Below are 17,744 nucleotides of genomic sequence, written 5' to 3'. Positions count from 1 at the left end.
GCCCGGTCGAGCACCCGGTGCCTTCGGCCCGGAGGTCACACGGCGGGTGCCGGGCTCTCCGTGGCGGGCCGCGCCGCCGTGCCCGGCCCGGACTCCGCGGGGTCCGGCTGCTCGGGCGACCTGCGCACCAGCAGCAGGACGAGCACCCCGGCCAGCACCGCCGCGAGACCGCTCACCAGGAAGGCCCGGTCGAGCCCGGCCGCGTAGGCCTGCTCGATCACCCGCTCACCCGTCTCCCGTGCCCCGGCGGGGAGTTCGGCGATCAGGCGGGCCGACTGGCCGCCGGTGGCCAGCTCGGCCGCCGCGTCGGAGTCGGGGAACACCCCGCTGTCGGCCGCCTTCCGCCCGACCACCCCGGACAGGATGGCGCCCACCACCGGGATGCCGACGGCGAAGCCGAGCTGACGGAAGGTGTTGGCCGCGCCGGAGGCCATGCCCGCCCGGCTCGCCGGGGCCGCGGCCAGGGCGGCCGAGGCGAGGATCGGCGAGGCGATGCCGACGCCCACACCGCTCAGCAGCATGCCGGGCAGCAGCGCCGTCCAGCCGGACGTGGCGGTCAGCCGCATCTCCAGCAGGGTGCCGGCGCCGATCAGCAGCAGGCCGATGCCGATCGGCCACTGCGGGGCCACCGAGGAGAGGAACCGGCCCGCGAGACCGGCCGCCACGAAGGACATCCCGCTCAGCGGCATCAGGATCAGGCCCGCCTCCACCGGGCTGAGGCCGAGCAGGGACTGCGCCCAGACGGAGACGAACACCAGATTGGCGAAGGCGGCGGCGCTGAACACCACCGCACCGGCCATCAGCCCGCCGAACGAGGGCGAGCCCAGCAGCCCCAGGTCCAGCATGGGGTCCCGCTTGCCGCGCTCGACCAGCAGGAAGGCGATTAGCGCCACTGCGCTCCCGGCGAACAGGGCAAGCGTGGTGGACGAGCCCCAGCCGTCCTCACCGGCGTGGATCAGGGCGAAGATGAGCAGGGTCGCGGCGAGGGTGAAGCCGATGGTGCCCGGCAGGTCGATCCGGCGGGTGGCCCCGGAGGGCTCGCCCTTCAGATGCCGCCGCCCGATGACCAGCGCGACGGCCGCGACCGGCAGGTTGACGAAGAAGATCCAGCGCCAGCTGGCGTGTTCGGTGAGCAGACCGCCCAGGATCGGCCCGGCGGCCGCCGCCGCGCCGTTGACCGCGCCCCACAGGCCGAACGCGATACCGCGGTCCTTGCCCTGGTAGTTCCCGGCCAGGAGCGCGGCGTTGGTGGCGAACATGGCCGCGGCGCCCAGGCCCTGGACACCCCGGGCGGCGATCAGCAGGGCGCTGCCGTCGGCCAGTCCGCAGGCCAGCGAGGCGGCGGCGAAGACGGCCAGGCCGATGAGGTAGACCCGGCGGGCGCCGACCAGGTCGGACAGCGAGCCGATCGACATCAGCAGGGCGGCGAGCACCAGGACGTAGATGTCCACCACCCACTGGAGGGCGGAGAACGAGGCGTCGAGCGAGTCCGTCATCTGGGGCAGGGCGACGCTGACGATCGTCACGTCGATCAGCAGCATGAAGGTGCCCAGGCAGACCGCCAGCAGCGGCATCCATTTGCGCATGGCGCGGTGCCTCTCTCGGGAAAGGAAGGTGACGTGAGGGAAAGGAAGTGCCTTCTGAGCGACAGGAGGTCTCTTCTGAGGGACAGGAGGCGTCTTCTGAGGACGGAGCGGTGCGAAAGGCGGGACCGACCGGTGGGGGAGGCGGTCGGTCCGAAGGTGCGGGGCGCGCTGTCCGGTTCGCCACGGGCGGCACGGCGCATGGGGGTGCGCGGCCGGTACGAGCCGGTCTTAGACAGTGGCTAATAGGTTAGGCTGACTCTATGCCCTGCGGGACGCCGGGCGTCAAGTCGCACCGGGTGCCGTACCCCCGGTAGCCCCCCAGCGTGAGGTGACAGCCATGCCCGAATCCGTATCGCGCGCGCCCGAATCGGCTCCGCGCCGCCGGTCACGCGCCTCCGCGGGCCTGCCGCCGATCACCGCCGACAAGATCGTCGAAGCGGCCGTCGAACTGACCGCCGAGCGCGGCCTCGACGGCTGGTCGATCCGTCAGATCGCGACCCGGCTGGATGTCTGGCCGGGGGTGGTGGCCCACCATGTGGGGGACCGGGAGGCGGTGGTGATGGCGGTGACGGACCGGATCGTCGGCCGGATACCCGTCCCCGGCACGGACGTCGGCTGGCGCGAGTGGTTCAGCCGGCTGACCTTCGAGGGCCGCGCCATCCTGAAGGAGTACCCGGGGGTGGCGCGCCGCCTGGTGGTGGTGGGCCCCACGGTGCGGTCCGCGCTGCCGACGATCGACGCGGGCATCCGGGTGCTCCAGGCGGCGGGCTTCGGGGACCGCGCCACCGACATCTACCGCTACCTGCTGAACAGCGCCTTCATGCTGGTGGCGGTGGAGGACGACCGGGGCAGCTACTTCCCCCAGGCCCGGGCCGAGATGGGCCGCACCATGGCCGCGTTCGCCGAGGACGCCGAGCGGCCGGGCCTGGCGGCGGCGGGCGCGCGGGCGCTGGCCAGCAGCGAGGACCCGGCCGACCAGGACCTCGCCTTCTTCCGGCTCACCGTGGAGCGCTCCCTGGACGGCGCGGAGGCGCTGCTCACCCGGCCTTGAGGCCGGGGAGGGGACGGGGGCGGTACGGAGTCGGGGCCCGGCCCCCGGTGGGTGCGGCCGGCGTTACGGGGCCGGGCCCGGTGGGCGCGCCTCCGGTCCGGGGGCGCGCCCCGGTGGTGCGGGTGCGGGGCCCTCGGGACGCGGGCCCGGGTGCAGAACGGGCCGCGCCCCGGGCGGGTGGCCCGGGGCGCGGCTGTGTGCGTGTGTCCCCGTGGGTGTACGGGGGTGGGCGGTGCGGTCAGGCGCCGGCGGGGGCCTCGTCGGGGGCGCGAGTCGCCAGCACGCCCGCCAGGAAGCCCGCGATCTCGCTCACCGTCGGGTAGTTCCACAGCAGGGTGGCCGGCAGCGCCACCCCCAGGTCGCGCTCCAGGGCCACCCGTACCGCCGCCGCCAGCAGCGAGTCCACGCCCGCCTCGGTCAGCGGCCGGTGCACCCCGATGGCGTCGGGCCGCAGCCCGAGCACCGCGGCCACCCGGCGGCGTACGTCGTCCAGCAGATACGCCGCCAGTTCCTCGCCCGACAGGCCCACCCAGTCCGGCACCTCGGCCGGCTGGGCGGTGTCGTCCGGGGCCAGCTCCGCCAGCAGGGCGGGGCGCGGGCCCCGGTGGCCGCGGAGCAGCCCGAGCACCGCGACCAGCGGACCCGCGGCGCCCGCGGCGATCTGGTCGAAGGCGCGCAGCGCCCGGTCCGGGGCGATGTCGGCCGTGCCACGGGCGGCGAGTTCGACGTCGGTGGCCTCCGCCGCCGTGGCCATGCCCATCCCGCGCCAGCTCGTCCAGGCGATGGACACCGACTCCCGGCCGCCGAGGGCCCGCCGGTGGGCGGCGAGCGCGTCCAGACAGGCGTTGGCCGCCGCGTAGGCCCCCTGACCGGGCAGCCCCAGCAGCGGGCCCGCCGAGGAGAACAGCACGAAGAAGTCGGTGGAGCCGGGCGGGAACAGCTCGTGCAGCACCCGAGCGCCGTCCACCTTGGGCCGCATCACCTCGCGCAGCGCCTCGGCCTCCAACTGGTGCAGCAGCGCGCTGTGTACGGTGCCCGCCGCGTGCACCACACCCCGTACGGGGGGCAGTCGGAGCCCGGCCAGGGCCGTGCGCACCGCCTCCCGATCGGTGATGTCCACCGCGAGGGTGGCGACCGTGACGCCCGCCGCCTCCAGTCGGCGCACCGCGGCGGTCCGGCGGTCCTCGTCGGACCACTCGGCGCGCGGCGGCAGCGGGGTGCGGCCCAGCAGCACGATCCGGCGGGCGCCCCGCTGGGCGAGGTGCTCGGCCAGCTCCAGGCCCAGCACACCGAGGCCGCCGGTGATGAGATAGGTGCCGTCGGCCCGGCAGCCGAACGGCTCGCCGTCCGGCGCCGGTGCGGCCGGCACCAGCCGGGGTACCTGGACCGCGCCACCGGCCACCGAGAGCACCGGCTCAGGGGGCCGCAGCGGGAGCAGGTCCAGCAGCAGCGTGGCGGACTCCTGGTCCAGCGGGCCGGCCGGTACGTCCACCACCCCGCCCCAGAACTCCGGGTGCTCGCTCGCCGCCACCCGGCCCATGCCCCACAGCGGCGCGCCGCCGAGGTCGCCGGCCGAGGCCGCCGCGCGCACCCCGGAGGTCAGGCACCACAGCCGGGGCTTGCGGCCGGGCAGCGCCGCGATCTCACCGACCAGCCGGGTGAACCCGGTGGCCGTGGCGACCGGTTCGGCGTCCCCCGGCGCGTACAGCACATGGTCGGCCTCGGCGAGCCCGGTCGCGTCCACGCTCACCGTGGCGCCCTGCCCCGCGCAGGCCGGGACCAGCGAGCGGGCGAGCGGATCGGGGCCGAGCACCAGCACGGTCCGGCCGGGCAGGGCGGTGTGCGTCCCGCCGCTCACCGGGAACGGCTGCCACTCCAGGTCGAAGCGCCCGCTGGTGCTCCGCTCCTCACCGGAGAGGTTGCCGTCGAGCTCCCCGTACCGCAGCCCGCGCAGCGAGCACAGTGACGCGGCCCCGCCCCCTGCCGCCTCCGGCAGTCCGCGCACATCCACATGGACGGTGGTGGGGCGGTCCGGGTCGAGCGTGACGGTGATCGCGGCGGTGCGCGGCGGCGGGCCGGACCGGCTGACCCGGTCGATGTGCGCGGGCATCCGCAGCACCGCCGGACCGGTGAAGATCACCGAGGCCATGGAGAGGGCGGCGTCCAGCACCGCCGCCCAGCTGCGGTCCAGACCGGCGGTGACCACGGCGGTCAATACACCGTCGCCTCGGCGCAGTTCGTCGATCCGCCAGGGGTATCCCATGTCGGCGACGCCGAGTTCGGCCAACCGGTCGACCACATGGTCCGGGTCCAGCGGCTCCGGGGCGCTGACCTCGCCGAGCGGCTCGGTCTCCCCGTCCCCGCCGACCGCCGCCAGGGTGTGGGTGGACCAGGCGGTGTCCGGGGCGCCCAGCCGGCGGGTGACCAGCCGCAGCCCGCCGTCGTCCCGGACGACCTGTACCTCCCGGGTCTCCTCCCGGGGCACCACCACCGGCTGGCGCAGCCGCAGATCGGTCAGCACCTCGGTACGGCCCGCGGTGAGGAAGGTGTTCACCAGGACGGCGGCCGGGATGATCTCGGTGCCCTGGACCGGGTGGCGGCGCGGGTAGGGCCGGGTCCGCAGGTCGAGCGTGGTCCGCCAGATCCGCAGCCGGGCGCCGTGCACCGCTGTCTCGGTGCCGAGCAGGGTGTCGGCGGGCGACTCGGTGAGCCCCCGGGCGTCCACCCAGTGCCGCTCGTGCTGCCAGGCCCTGGTGGGCAGGTCGGCGCGGTGCCCGGCCGGCTGGAGCACCGGCCAGTCGACCGGTACGCCCGCGCAGTGCAGCCGGGCCAGGGAGGCGAGCAGCGTGGCGCGCTCCGGCTTGTTACGGCGCAGGGTCGGCACGACCAGCACGCCCGGGATTCCGGCGGTGGTCTCGGTGACCGAGTGGCTGACCACCGGGTGCGCGGAGACCTCCAGGAAGGTGCGGTGGCCGTCCTCGGCGGCGGCCCGTACCGCGTCGGCGAACCGCACCGGCTCGCGCAGGTTCGCCGCCCAGTAGGAGGCGTCCTGGCGGCGGCCGGAGCGGGGGTCCTCGACGGCGGTGAGATAGAGCGGTACGCGGGCGGGGCGCGGCTCCAGGTCGGCGACGGCCAACGCCAGGTCGGCGCTGATCTCCGTCATATGGGCGCTGTGGAAGGCGACGTCGGAGTCCACCCGCCGTACCGTCCAGCCCTGTTCCGCCCACCGCTCGGCGGCCTGGTCCACGGCCGGGATGTCCCCGGCGACCACGGTCGAGGAGGGGGCGGCGGCGATGGCGGCGCAGAGGGTGTCGGTGGTGCCGATGGCGGCGGCCACCTCGTCGAACGGGCGGTCCACCATGATCATGGCGCCCATCCCGGCGACCTTGCGCAGCAGTGCGGAGCGGCGGCAGACCAGCCGGGCGCCGTCCGCCTCGTCCAGTACCCCGGCCGCCACGGCGGCGGCGATCTCCCCGACCGAGTGGCCGATGATCGCGCCGGGCACCACCCCGTAGTGCCGCCAGACCTCGGCCAGCCCGATCTGCATGGCGAACAGCATCGACTGGACGGTGTCGACCGAGCCGAGGTCGCCCCCGGTGAGCACCTCACGCGGGGTGAGGCCCAGCTCCTCGGCGTAGATGGGGCCGAGCCGGTCGATGGCGGCGGCGAACACCGGTTCGTCGGCGAGGAGTTCGCGGCCCATGCCGGACCACTGGGCGCCGTGCCCGGAGAACACCCAGACCGGGGCGCGGGACGGGCCGGAGGCGTCGCCGGTGACCAGGGCCGGATGGGCCTCGCCGGCGGCCAGCGCCGCCAGCGCGGCGGCCAGCTCCTCCCGGTCGCCGGTGACCACGGCCGCCCGCTCGGCGAGGTGCGCCCGGCGGTGCGCCAGGGTGTGTCCCACGTTCCGCAGCGGGTGCGCCCCGACGGCCCCGGCCAGCCGCCCGGCCTGAGCGGCCAGCCCGGGGCCGTTGGCGGAGGAGACGGGGTACAGGGTCAGCGCCCGGGCCCCGCGCTCCCGCGCACTCCCGGCGTCGGCGGCGAAGGCGCGCTCCCGCGCGGTGGGTCCGGCCCCGGTCTCGGCTGCGGACCCGGGGTCCGCGTCGGCGCGCTCCTGCGGGGTGGCACCGGCCTCCCGGGGCGCGGGCACCACGCCGCCCGGTTCGGCGGCGGCGCGCTCCTGCGCGGTGGGTCCGGCCTCCTGGGGCGCGGGCGCCACCCCGGCCCGCCCGGAGGCGCCGGGCTGGGGCTGGGCAGCGTCCTCCGCCGGGGCCTGCTCCAGCACCGCGTGGGCGATGGTGCCGCCGTAGCCGTAGCTGGCGACCCCGGCCAGCCGGGGGCGTCCGGTCTCGGGCCAGGGGGTCGGCTCGGCGACCAGCCGCAGGCCGGAGGTGGCCCAGGGGATGTCCTTGCGGGGGCCGGCCACCGAGAGGGTGGGCGGGATGACGCCGTGCTCCATCGCCAGCACCGTCTTGATCAGCCCCGCGACCCCGGCCGCGGACTCGCAGTGCCCGATGTTGGTCTTCACCGAGCCGATCAGGCACGGACCGCGGCCCTCGGCCCGGTCGCCCACCACCTCGGCCAGCGCCGCCGCCTCGATCGGGTCGCCGACCTTGGTGCCGGTGCCGTGCGCCTCGACGTAGTCCACCTCGCCGGGAGCCACCCCGGCGGCCCGGTAGGCCCGGCGCAGCAGATGCGCCTGGGCGGCCGGGCTGGGCGCCATGATGCCGTCGGTGCGGCCGTCCTGGTGCACGGCGCTGCCGCGGACCAGCGCCAGCACCCGGTCGCCGTCGCGGCGCGCGTCGGAGAGCCGCTTGAGCACCACGACCCCGCAGCCCTCGCCGCGCCCGTAGCCGTCGGCGGCCTCGTCGAACGCCTTGGAGCGGCCGTCCGGGGAGATGGCCCCGGCGACGTCCAGGACCGTGGTGAGACCCGGGCCCGCCATCAGCATCACCCCGCCCGCCAGCGCCACCGGCACCTCGCCGCTCCGCAGCGCCGCGCAGGCCTGGTGCAGGGCGACCAGGGAGGAGGAGCAGGCGGTGTCCACGGCCAGGCTGGGGCCGCGCAGGTCCAGGGTGTACGAGATCCGGTTGGGCACCCCGCACAGCGAGGAGCCGATGCCGGTCCAGGCCTCGACGCCGGGCAGGTCCTCCAGCAGCCGGCGGCCGTAGTCGTCGGTGCCCACGCCGATGAAGACACCGGTGTCGGTGCCGGCCAGCCCGGTGGCGGGGATGCCGGCGTGCTCCAGGGCCTCCCAGGCCACCTCCAGCGCCATCCGCTGCTGCGGGTCGAGCTGGCGGGCCTCGGTGGCGGACATCCCGAAGAACGCGGCGTCAAAACCGCTGATGTCGTCCAGGAAGGAGCCGTTGGAGATCACCCGCGACAGCACCGCCGCGTTCTCCCGGGACAGCGCGCGCTGCGGGGCCCAGCGGTCCTCGGGCACCGGCCCGGAGGTGCCGGCCCCGTCGGTCAGCAGCCGCCAGAAGGCCTGCGGGGAGTCGATGCCGCCGGGGAAGCGGCAGCCGATGCCGACGACGGCGATCGGTTCCTCGGGGGACGGCGGCAGAGGGGGCGTGTCACTCACCATGGGTCACCGCTCACGGGTCGGGGCGCCGTCCGCTGCGGACGGCGGGGGACGAGGGGAATCCGGCCGGGGCCGGGGGCGAGGCGCGACGAGGGGAAGGCGGTCATGCGTACATGACCGCCCGGTCCCAGTCCTCGCCCTCGCCGAAGAGGTAGCGGGCCTTGAGGATGTCGCGCGGCGCGGTGAGGGCGGAGGTGGGTACCAGCGTGCCGAGCGGCAGTCCGGTGATCCGGTGCGGTACGCCGAGTTCCCGGTCGACCAGCGCGGTCAGTTCCTTGACGGCCCGCTCGCGGACCGCGTCCGGCGCCTCGAACTCGACGCGCAGCAGGTCCCGGTGGGCCATCGCCCGCCAGAACATCACCTCGTAGTCGAAGGGCAGGCTGAACACCAGCTCCTCCAGCCGCTGCTGGGTGACCGTGCCGGAGCCGACCGGGTAGCCGGCGCCGGACCGGCCCAGCACCCGCACGGTGGGCAGCACCCAGCCGCAGCCGCAGCCCTCGGCGGCCACCTCGACGTCGTCGGCGAGGTTGTAGCGCAGCAGGGGCATGGCCTCGCGGAACAGCGGGGTCACCACCAGCTGGCCGCGGCCGGTGGGGGAGAGCCCACCGGTCTCCGGGTCCCACACCTCGAAGACCGCGCGGTCCGCCCACAGGTGCAGGGACCCTTGCGGGCACTGGCCGGCGATGGTGCCGGTCTCGGTGGAGCCGTACTCCTCCACGATCGGGATGCCGCCCCAGATCTCGCTGATCCGCTTCCGGCGCACCTCGGTCAGCGGCTCGGCCGCGGTGAACATGGCGCGCAGGGCGGGGAAGTCCTGCTCGGGGCGCAGCCCGGCGGCCTTCGCGGCGGCCGCCAGCATCATGATCTCGGTGGGGTTGCACCAGGTGAGGGAGACGTCCAGGGCCCGCATCACCCGCACCATCCGGGGCAGCGGGGTGGCCAGCGAACGGGCGTCGCCCGGCACGATGGTGGCTCCGCGTAGCCGTCCGGCGGCCTGGGCGAGATGGGCGGTGATGACCAGGCCGTAGGGGGTACGCACCAGGAAGGTGTCCGAGGGGTGGATGCCGACCCACTTGCGGGCGTACCGCTCGGCCAGATCGGTCCAGTCCCGGTCGGTGTAGTACGAGGCGGTCGGGTCGCCGGCGGTGCCGCTGGACTCGTGGTAGGTGGCCAGCTTCTCCCGCTCCACGGCGAGCATCCCGAAGGGGTACTGGTCGCGCAGATCCTGCTTGGTGGTCAGCTCGATCCCGGCGAAGTCCGCCGCCTCCACCGGCTTCGCGCGCCCCGCGTAACGGGCCGCGTAGAAGGGCGAGCGCATCGCCTGGGCGAGCACCCGGGGCAGCTCGGCGGCCTGGAGCCGTGCGAGTTCGGCGGGGTGGGACCAGTCGCCCGGTTCCGGACGCGACTGCGACATCGGATCTCCCTCGTCTGTGTCCAGGGCCGCGGGCTGCGGCGCGCGGCGGTGACGCGCACAGCACAGCACCGGCGCCCCGGGCGCGCCCGAGTAGTCGCTACTCAACTCGCGCGGGGCGGGCCCCGTACCCGCCTCATCGGTCCGGTCCGTCAACGCATCGGCGTACGACGGGGGTTGAGTACCGCCTACTCATGAGGGCCCGGCGGCCCGGCTGCTCTGCTTGCGGCCAAGGCCACCCACCACGAAGGAGTCGGCGCGATGAGGACCGAGAACCTGTATCTCGCCGGGATCGGCAGCCAGCTGCCGCCCCTGTACCCGGCCGGGCGCGCGGTGGAGGAGGGGCTGTACGACGAGGCGGCCCGGCAGTCCTCCGGGATGCGCTCGGCGGCCGTCAGCGCCTCCACGCCCGCCCCCGACATGGCGATCGAGGCGGCCCGTGCCGCGCTGGCCGGCTCCGGGCACGGGCCGGACGACATCGGCGTCCTGCTGCACAGCTACACCTACCACCAGGGCCCCGACGGCTGGTCGGCCGGGCACTACGTGCTGCGGAACACCGTGGACCGCCCGGTGCCCGCGATCGAGGTCAAGCAGGGCTGCCTGGGCATGCTCGCCTCGGTGGAGGCCGCCGCCAACCGGCTGATCGCCAACCCCACCCATGACGCGGCGCTCATCACCACCGGCGACAACTACTCGACGCCCGGCGTGGAGCGCTGGCGGGCCTCCGGGCTGTTCGTGCTCGCCGACGCCGGTTCGGCCGTGGTGCTCTCCCGGCGCTCCGGCTTCGCCGAGCTGCTGGCGGTCGGTTCGCTCTCCGACTCCTCGATGGAGATCCTGCACCGGGCCGGCGAGGAGCTGTTCCCGCCGGGCGTCACCCGGGGCCGGGGCCTGAACTTCTCCGAGCGGGCCGAGAAGGTCCGCGAGCAGTGGGCCGCCGGCCAGGCCCCGCCGATCAAGAACTTCGGCGACCGGGTCGCCGAGATCGCCGAGCGCACCCTCAAGGAGGCCGGGCTCACCCTGGACCAGGTCAGCCGGGTCTGCCATGTCGGCTTCGCCCGCCCGGCGCTGGAGGCGATGTTCCTGCTGCCGCTGGACCTCCCCGAGGAGAAGAACGTCTGGGAGTACGTCCGCACCATCGGCCACACCGGCGCCGCCGACCTCTTCCTCGGGCTGGAGCACCTGTGGCGCGGCGGCGAGGTGGGCCCCGGCGACCACGTCCTGCTGATCGGCGCCAGCACCGGCATGGAGGCCGGGGCCGCCGTCGTCCGGATCACCGAGTCCGCGCCCGAAGCCGCGTGAGAGGGGCCGACCATGCTTGCCGGATGCACGCCCTGGCCGCCGGAGACCGCCCTGCGCTACCGCGAACAGGGGATCTGGCGCGGTGAGACGCTGGGTACGGTGCTGCGCGCCGCCGCTCGTGAGTACGGCTCGGCCACCGCGCTGGTCCACGGCGAGCGGCGGATCAGCTACCGCGAACTCGACGACTGGGCCGACCGGTTGGCCGCGGGCTTCGTGGAGCACGGCGTCCGCGCGGACGACCGGATCGTGGTGCAGCTGCCCAATGTGCCGGAGTTCGTGGCGATCTCCTTCGCACTGATGCGGATCGGCGCCAAGCTGGTCTTCTCGCTCCCCGCGCACCGGGAGACCGAGATCGGCCATCTGGTGGAGCTGAGCGGCGCCACCGGCTACGTCCTGCCGGAGACCCACCGAGGCTTCGACCACCGGGAGATCGCCCGCACGGTGCAGGCCGGCAGCTCCACCCTGCGCTCGCTGTTCGTGCTCGGGGACAAGAGCGAGGGCTTCACCGCCCTCTCCGAGCTGGAGAACGCGGTCGCCGACCCCCGACCGCTGCCCGAACCCGACCCGTCCGACGTGGCGTTCTTCCTGCTCTCCGGGGGCACCACGGCGCTGCCGAAGCTGATCCCGCGCACCCACGACGACTACGTCTACCAGGCCGGCCGCGCCGCCGAGGTCTGCGAACTGACCTCCGCCGACACCTATCTCGCGGTGCTGCCGATCGAGTTCAACTTCGCCTACGGCTGCCCCGGGGTGATCGGCACCCTGATGACCGGCGGCACCGCCGTACTCGCCGACACCCCCAACCCGCTGGACTGCTTCCCGCTGGTGGAGCGGCACCGCGCCACCGTCACCGCGATGGTCCCCTCCATCGTGCAGCTGTGGCTGGAGGCCGCCGAGTGGAGCGGGGAGGACCTGGGCAGCCTGCGGCTGGTGCAGGTCGGCGGGGCCAGGATGACCCGCGAGTTCACCGAGCGCATCGGCCCCACCCTGGGCTGCTCGCTCCAGCAGGTGTTCGGCATGGCGGAGGGCCTGCTGACCTTCAGCCGGCCCGGCGACCCGGCCGAGGCGGTGCTCACCACCCAGGGCCGGCCGATCTCCGAGGCGGACGAGGTGCGCATCGTCGACGGCGACGGCGCCGAGCTGCCCCCGGGCGCGGTGGGCGAGCTGATCACCCGCGGCCCGTACACCCTGCGCGGCTACTACGGGGTGCCGGAGTACAACCGGCGCGCCTTCACCGCCGACGGTTTCTACCGCACCGGCGACCTGGCCCGGCTCACCGAGGACGGCGACCTGGTGATCGAGGGCCGGATCAAGGAAATGATCATCCGGGGCGGCGACAAGGTGTCCGCCGGCGAGGTGGAGGACCATCTGCTGGCGCTCGACGGGATCGCGGCGGCGGCGGTGATCGGGGTCCCCGACCCGTTCCTCGGCGAGCGGATCTGCGCCTACCTCGTCCCGGACGGACCGGACGGACCGGACGGACCGGATGGACCGGGCGGGGCTCGGCGGTCGCTGCCCGAGCTCAAGCAGGCCGTGCACGCCCGCGGGGTCGCCGACTACAAGCTGCCCGACGCGGTGCGCTACGTGTCCGAACTCCCCCTCACCCCCCTCGGCAAGGTCGACAAGAAGGCGCTGGCGGCCGCCGCCGCGTCCGAGCAGGAAGGCTGACGTGGACAAGTCCCCCAACCCGACCGAGCAGGACCTGCGCGAAACGCTCGCGCCGCTGCTGGGCACCGACCCCGCCGAGATCACCCCGGACGCCAACCTGGTGGTCCTCGGCCTGAGTTCGCTGGAGCTGATGCGGCTGGTCAGCGGCTGGCGCCGGGCCGGTGTCCCGGCCCAGTTCGACGCCCTGGTCGCCGACCCCACCCTGAACGGCTGGCTGGCGCACTTCGCCGCGCTGGCGGAGCCCTCCGCCGCCGACTCGGGGGCGGCCCGGTGAGCGCCCAGCTGATCACCGGCGGCACCGTCTACACCGCTGACGCCCAGGAGAGCGTGCACCCCGGCGGCGCGGTGCTGGTGGTGGACGGCGCCCTCGCCGCCGTCGGCCCCGCCGCCGAGGCCGAACGGGCCGTCGCCGCGCTCACCCCCGAGCAGCGGGCGGGCCTGCGCCGGCGCGACGCCCGGGGCATGATGGTGCTGCCCGGCTTCGTCAACGCCCACTGGCACGAGATGTTCGCCATGCGGCTGCCGATGCGCGGCGCGCTGCGCCCCGCCTCCGACCGGGACGACCAGGTCGCCTTCATGGGCGGCGGCGGCGACATGCACCAGGTCTCCGCCACCTTCGACCGCTTCGACGAGCTGATCGACGCGATGACCCCCGAGGAGGCCGGGGCCATCGCCGAGTACTCGATGTGGACCCAGCTGCGCGGCGGGGTCACCACCCTCGGGGACATGGGCTCGCTCAACCGCCCGCACGCCATGGTCGCCGCGGCGCGGCGCCTGGGCATCCGCTTCTCCGCCAGCACCTGGGCGAGCGACGCGATCTGCCCGCCCGACGGGGACCGCCCGGTGCGCACCCGGGACACCGACGGGGTGCTGGCCGGGGTGGCCGAGCTGCTGGAGCTCACCGCCCGGGACACCTCGGGCCGTATCCGCTTCCGCCCCAGCATCGCCTATGTCACCAACATGACCGACGAGTTGGCGCGGGGCATGGCCGAGCTGGTCGCCCGCCATGACCTCGGCTTCGCCACCCATGTGGGCGCGCTGCGCAACGAGACCGCCCTGATGCGCACCTACTACGGCGAGACCGGGGTGCGCCGGCTGGCCGGGTTCGGCCTGGTGGACGAGCGGCTGATGGCCGGCCACTGCGCCTTCGTGGACGAGGACGAGCAGAAGCTGCTGCTCGCCGGGCGCGCCCACATCAGCCACTCGCCCGGCAAGTACGGGCCGTCCGGCGAGTCCTCGCTCACCGAGACCGGCGCGGTGCCCGCGCTGCGCCGGCAGGGCCTGGACGTCTCGCTGTCCACCGACGGCTCCTCGATGCCCAGCGCCGGGATCGCCGAGACCATGCGGGCCGCCTGGCAGATGTACAACGAGATGAGCGCCGACCAGACCGAGGTGCTGCCCACCGACGCGCTGGCCATGGGCACCCGGATCGCGGCCAAGGGGCTGCGCTGGGACGACCAGGTGGGCAGCCTGGAGGCCGGCAAGCAGGCCGATCTGGTCCTGGTACGGGCCGACGACTGGCGCTATCTGCTCAACCCCCGGCCGCTGGAGAGCTTCCTCTGGCTGGCCGGCTCCACCGACATCGACACCGTCATGGTCGGCGGCCGCACCCTGGTCTCGGGAGGCCGGGCCGTCGAGGTGGACGAGGCCGCGCTCCAGGAGCGCTACCTGGCCGCGCTCGGCTCCTTCTCCACCCGCGCGCTGCGCATCCCCGACGAGGTCGTCGGCCGCGTACTCGGCGGGTGGTCCCGATGAGCGCCCCGCAGTCCGCCGCCGTCCGCCCGTCCGGGGCCGCCCCGCTGTCCGGGACCGCCCTGGTGACCGGGGCCGCGGGCGGCATCGGCGCCGCCGTGGTCCGCGCCCTGGCTACCGCCGGGCTGCCGGTCGCCCTGCTCGACCGGGACGCACCGGCCCTCTGGGAGCTGGCCGGCGAACTGGCCGCGACCGGGGCCCGGGTGCTCGCCGTCCCCGCCGATGTGACCTCCGCCAAGGAGGTGGACGCGGCGGTGGCCACCGTGGAAACCGAACTCGGGCCGATCGAGAACCTGGTCAACGGCGCCGGGGTGCTCCGCAGCGGACCGGCGATCGAGATGGACGACGAGGACTGGGAGACCACCCTCGCGGTCAACGCGGGCGGCGTCTTCCACACCAGCCGGGCGGTGGCCGCGCGGATGGTGCCCCGGCGCCGCGGCGCGATCGTCACCATCGCCTCCAACGCCGCCTCCACCCCCCGTAGCTCCATGGCCGCCTACGCGGCCTCCAAGGCGGCCTCGGCCATGTTCACCAAGTGCCTGGGCCTGGAGCTGGCGCCCTACGGCATCCGCTGCAACGTGGTCGCCCCCGGCTCCACCCGCACCCCGATGCTCACCGCGCTCCAGGGCGACGCCGCCGAACGCGCCTCGGTGGACGGGGTGCCCGCCGCCTACCGCCTGGGCATCCCGCTGGGCCGGATCGCCGAGCCCGCCCATATCGCCGACGCCGTGCTGTTCCTGCTCTCCGAGCGGGCGGCCCACATCACCCTGCACGACCTGACCGTGGACGGCGGCGCCACGCTCGGCGTCTGACCGAACCCGTGAGAGAGGGAAACGTTCCGTGGCCATTGCGCCGATCGACTCCTATCCCATGCCGCGGGCCGCCGACCTGCCGGCCAACACCGCCGCCTGGACCGTCGACCCCCGCCGGGCCGTGCTGCTGGTGCACGACATGCAGCACTACTTCCTCGCCCCCTTCGCCGAGGGCGCCGAACCGCGCACCCGGCTGCTCACCGGCGTCACCGCGCTGCGCGAGGCCGCCGCCCGGGCCGGTGTGCCCGTCGTCTACACCGCCCAGCCCGGCGGGATGAGCCCCGAGGACCGAGGGCTGCTCCAGGACTTCTGGGGGCCGGGCATGTCAGCCGCCCCCGAGGACCGGGGCATCCCGGACGCCATCGCGCCCGGCCCGGACGACACCGTCCTCACCAAGTGGCGGGCCAGCGCCTTCCACCGCACCGAGCTGCTGGCCACCCTGCGCGAGCGGGGCCGCGACCAGCTGGTCGTCTGCGGGGTCTACGCCCATGTCGGCATCCTGCTCACCGCCTGCGACGCCTTCGCCCACGGCATCCAGACCTTCGTGGTCGCCGACGCGGTGGCCGACTTCACCCCCGACTTCCACCGGATGGCGCTGAGCTACGCGGCGACCCGGTGCGCCATGGCCGTCACCACCGCCACCGTGCTCGGCGCCCTGGCGGCCGCGCCCGCCGTACCGGCCGGACGTGCCCGGTGACCATTCTCGACGAACTGGCTCTGGGGGGCCGCCCGTTCGCCCTGCTGCACCGCCCCGAGAGCGGGCACCCGGACACCGTGGACCTGCTGCTCGGGGACTTCTCCGAGGTGGCGACGGTGGCGGAGCTGCCGGACCGGGACGAGGGCCCCGACCGCCATGAGGCGCTGGTCCTGCTGCCGTACCGGGTGATCGGCGAACGCGGCTACGACCACCATGACGACGGCGAGCCGCTGCTGGTGATGACGGTGCGCGAGCAGTCCCGGCTGCCGGTGGCCGGTGCCCTCGCCCAGGTGCTGGACTGGCCGCTGGAGCCGGACGGCGCCGAGGGCGGCTTCGACCTGGACGACGAGGAGTACGGGGAGCTGGTCCGGCGGGTGCTGGCCGAGGAGATCGGCCACGGCGCGGGCGCCAACTTCGTCCTCAAGCGCACCTTCACCACCGAGCTCCCGCACTGGTCGGCGCGGACCGCGCTGGCCTTCTGGGGGCGGCTGCTGCGCGGCGAGCCCGGAGCGTACTGGACCTTCCTGGTGCACACCGGGGAGCGGACCTTCATCGGCGCCAGCCCCGAGCGGCACGTCAGCCTGGACGGCGGTACGGCGGTGATGAACCCGATCAGCGGCACGTACCGCTACCCCGCCGAAGGCCCGGACACCGCCGGTCTGCTGGAGTTCCTCGCCGACGGCAAGGAGACCGACGAGCTCTACATGGTCCTCGACGAGGAACTGAAGATGATGAGCCGGGTCTGCGACGACGCCCGGGTGGTCGGCCCCCGCCTCAAGGAGATGGCCCACCTCGCCCACACCGAGTACCGCATCGTCGGCAGCAGCGGCCGCGATGTGCGGGAGATCCTGCACGAGACCCTGCTCGCCCCGACCGTCACCGGCAGCCCGGTGGAGAGCGCCTGCCGGGTGATCGCCAAGTTCGAACCGCACGGGCGGGGCTACTACGCGGGTGTCGCCGCGCTCATCGGCCGGGACGCCCTCGGCGGGCGGCGCCTGGACTCCGCGATCATGATCCGTACGGCGGACGTGGACGCCCGGGGCCGGATGCGGATCGCGGTCGGCTCCACGCTGGTACGGGACTCCGACCCGGCGAGCGAGAGCGCCGAGACCCGGGCCAAGGCGGCCGGGCTGCTCGCCGCGCTGGACCGCACGCCCCGGCGCCGCCGCCCGGCCGGCCACAACGAGCACCCGCAGATCAGGGCCGCGCTGAAGGAGCGCAACCGCCCGCTGTCGGAGTTCTGGACCACCCCCGCCCCACCCCGCCGCACCGGCCGGGGCCGGCTGCTGGTGCTGGACGCGGAGGACACCTTCACCGCGATGGGGGCCCAGCAACTGCGGTCGCTGGGCTACGAGGTCGCGGTCCGCCGCTTCGACGAACCGCACCAGTTCATCGGCCATGACCTGGTGGTCCTCGGCCCCGGTCCCGGCGACCCCCGCGAGGAGGGCCACCGCAAGATCGCCTATCTGCGGGCGGTCACCGCCAGCCTGCTCAACCTGCGGGTGCCGTTCGTCTCGGTCTGCCTGAGCCACCAGATCCTCTGCCGGCTGCTCGGCCTCCCGCTGAGCCCGCTGGACCGGCCCAACCAGGGCGTACGGCGGACCATCGACCTCTTCGGCGCCACCGAGCAGGTCGCCTACTACAACAGCTTCGCCGCCCACGCCGAGGACGACCTGCTGCACTCCCCGCTGACCGCCCATGGCGTGGAGGTCGCCCGCGACCCGGCCACCGGCGAGGTGCACGCCCTGCGCGGCCCCGGCTTCGCCTCGGTGCAGTTCCACCCCGAGTCCGTGATGACCCGTCACGGTACGGCCATCCTGGACGACCTGGTCACCGGCGCGCTCGCCCCGGTCCCGCAGAGAGTGGAGCTCACCGCGTGACCGC

Annotated in this window: 11 protein-coding genes; 8 read left to right on the top strand and 3 right to left on the bottom strand. The window is 74.8% G+C overall.

Features of this window, described 5'->3' with window-relative positions:
- Positions 1-35 precede the first annotated feature (35 nt).
- Positions 36-1,586 (bottom strand): MFS transporter, encoded by a 1,551-nt coding sequence (locus M1O15_RS21775; protein WP_248635791.1) that lies wholly within the window; start codon positions 1,584-1,586, stop codon positions 36-38.
- Positions 1,587-1,923: 337 nt separating this feature from the next.
- Here M1O15_RS21775 and M1O15_RS21770 point away from each other — a divergent pair, with 337 nt between their 5' ends.
- On the top strand, positions 1,924-2,637 hold the full coding sequence (locus M1O15_RS21770; RefSeq protein ID WP_248635790.1) for a TetR/AcrR family transcriptional regulator: 714 nt from the start codon (positions 1,924-1,926) through the stop codon (positions 2,635-2,637).
- Positions 2,638-2,875: 238 nt separating this feature from the next.
- On the opposite strand, the gene M1O15_RS21765 is transcribed toward M1O15_RS21770, so the two are convergent.
- Together M1O15_RS21765 and M1O15_RS21760 are read right to left on the bottom strand one after the other, a co-directional pair.
- A complete protein-coding gene (locus M1O15_RS21765) occupies positions 2,876-8,224 on the bottom strand; it encodes a type I polyketide synthase (RefSeq protein WP_248635789.1) in 5,349 nt (1,782 codons plus the stop codon).
- Between the two features lie 100 nt (positions 8,225-8,324).
- Complete coding sequence (locus M1O15_RS21760) at positions 8,325-9,635, bottom strand: phenylacetate--CoA ligase family protein (RefSeq protein ID WP_248635788.1); 1,311 nt, start codon at positions 9,633-9,635, stop codon at positions 8,325-8,327.
- A 258-nt stretch (positions 9,636-9,893) separates the two neighbouring features.
- Between M1O15_RS21760 and M1O15_RS21755 the strand changes: the two genes are divergently transcribed.
- The 7 genes from M1O15_RS21755 to M1O15_RS21725 are packed head-to-tail and all read left to right on the top strand — an operon-like array spanning position 9,894 to position 17,740.
- Complete coding sequence (locus tag M1O15_RS21755) at positions 9,894-10,931, top strand: ketoacyl-ACP synthase III family protein (protein ID WP_248635787.1); 1,038 nt, start codon at positions 9,894-9,896, stop codon at positions 10,929-10,931.
- Between the two features lie 12 nt (positions 10,932-10,943).
- Positions 10,944-12,599 (top strand): (2,3-dihydroxybenzoyl)adenylate synthase, encoded by a 1,656-nt coding sequence (locus tag M1O15_RS21750; protein ID WP_248635786.1) that lies wholly within the window; start codon positions 10,944-10,946, stop codon positions 12,597-12,599.
- Position 12,600: 1 nt separating this feature from the next.
- Entirely contained in the window at positions 12,601-12,873 is a 273-nt protein-coding gene (locus tag M1O15_RS21745) for a phosphopantetheine-binding protein (RefSeq protein WP_248635785.1), read from the top strand.
- Positions 12,870-14,354: an amidohydrolase family protein gene (locus M1O15_RS21740; protein WP_248635784.1), complete on the top strand. Its 1,485-nt coding sequence runs from the start codon at positions 12,870-12,872 to the stop codon at positions 14,352-14,354. The genes M1O15_RS21745 and M1O15_RS21740 overlap by 4 nt, the downstream gene beginning before the upstream one ends.
- Entirely contained in the window at positions 14,351-15,163 is an 813-nt protein-coding gene (locus M1O15_RS21735) for a 2,3-dihydro-2,3-dihydroxybenzoate dehydrogenase (RefSeq protein WP_248635783.1), read from the top strand. The genes M1O15_RS21740 and M1O15_RS21735 overlap by 4 nt, the downstream gene beginning before the upstream one ends.
- A 28-nt stretch (positions 15,164-15,191) precedes the next feature.
- Positions 15,192-15,860: an isochorismatase family protein gene (locus M1O15_RS21730; protein ID WP_308282380.1), complete on the top strand. Its 669-nt coding sequence runs from the start codon at positions 15,192-15,194 to the stop codon at positions 15,858-15,860.
- A complete protein-coding gene (locus M1O15_RS21725; RefSeq protein WP_248635782.1) occupies positions 15,857-17,740 on the top strand; it encodes an anthranilate synthase family protein in 1,884 nt (627 codons plus the stop codon). Before M1O15_RS21730 ends, M1O15_RS21725 begins: the two co-directional genes overlap by 4 nt.
- The last annotated feature ends 4 nt before the right edge of the window (positions 17,741-17,744 follow it).

Source organism: Streptomyces lichenis (assembly GCF_023218175.1).
In the GTDB taxonomy this organism is placed as follows: domain Bacteria; phylum Actinomycetota; class Actinomycetes; order Streptomycetales; family Streptomycetaceae; genus Streptomyces; species Streptomyces lichenis.
This window is presented reverse-complemented; position numbering and strand designations above follow the sequence as displayed.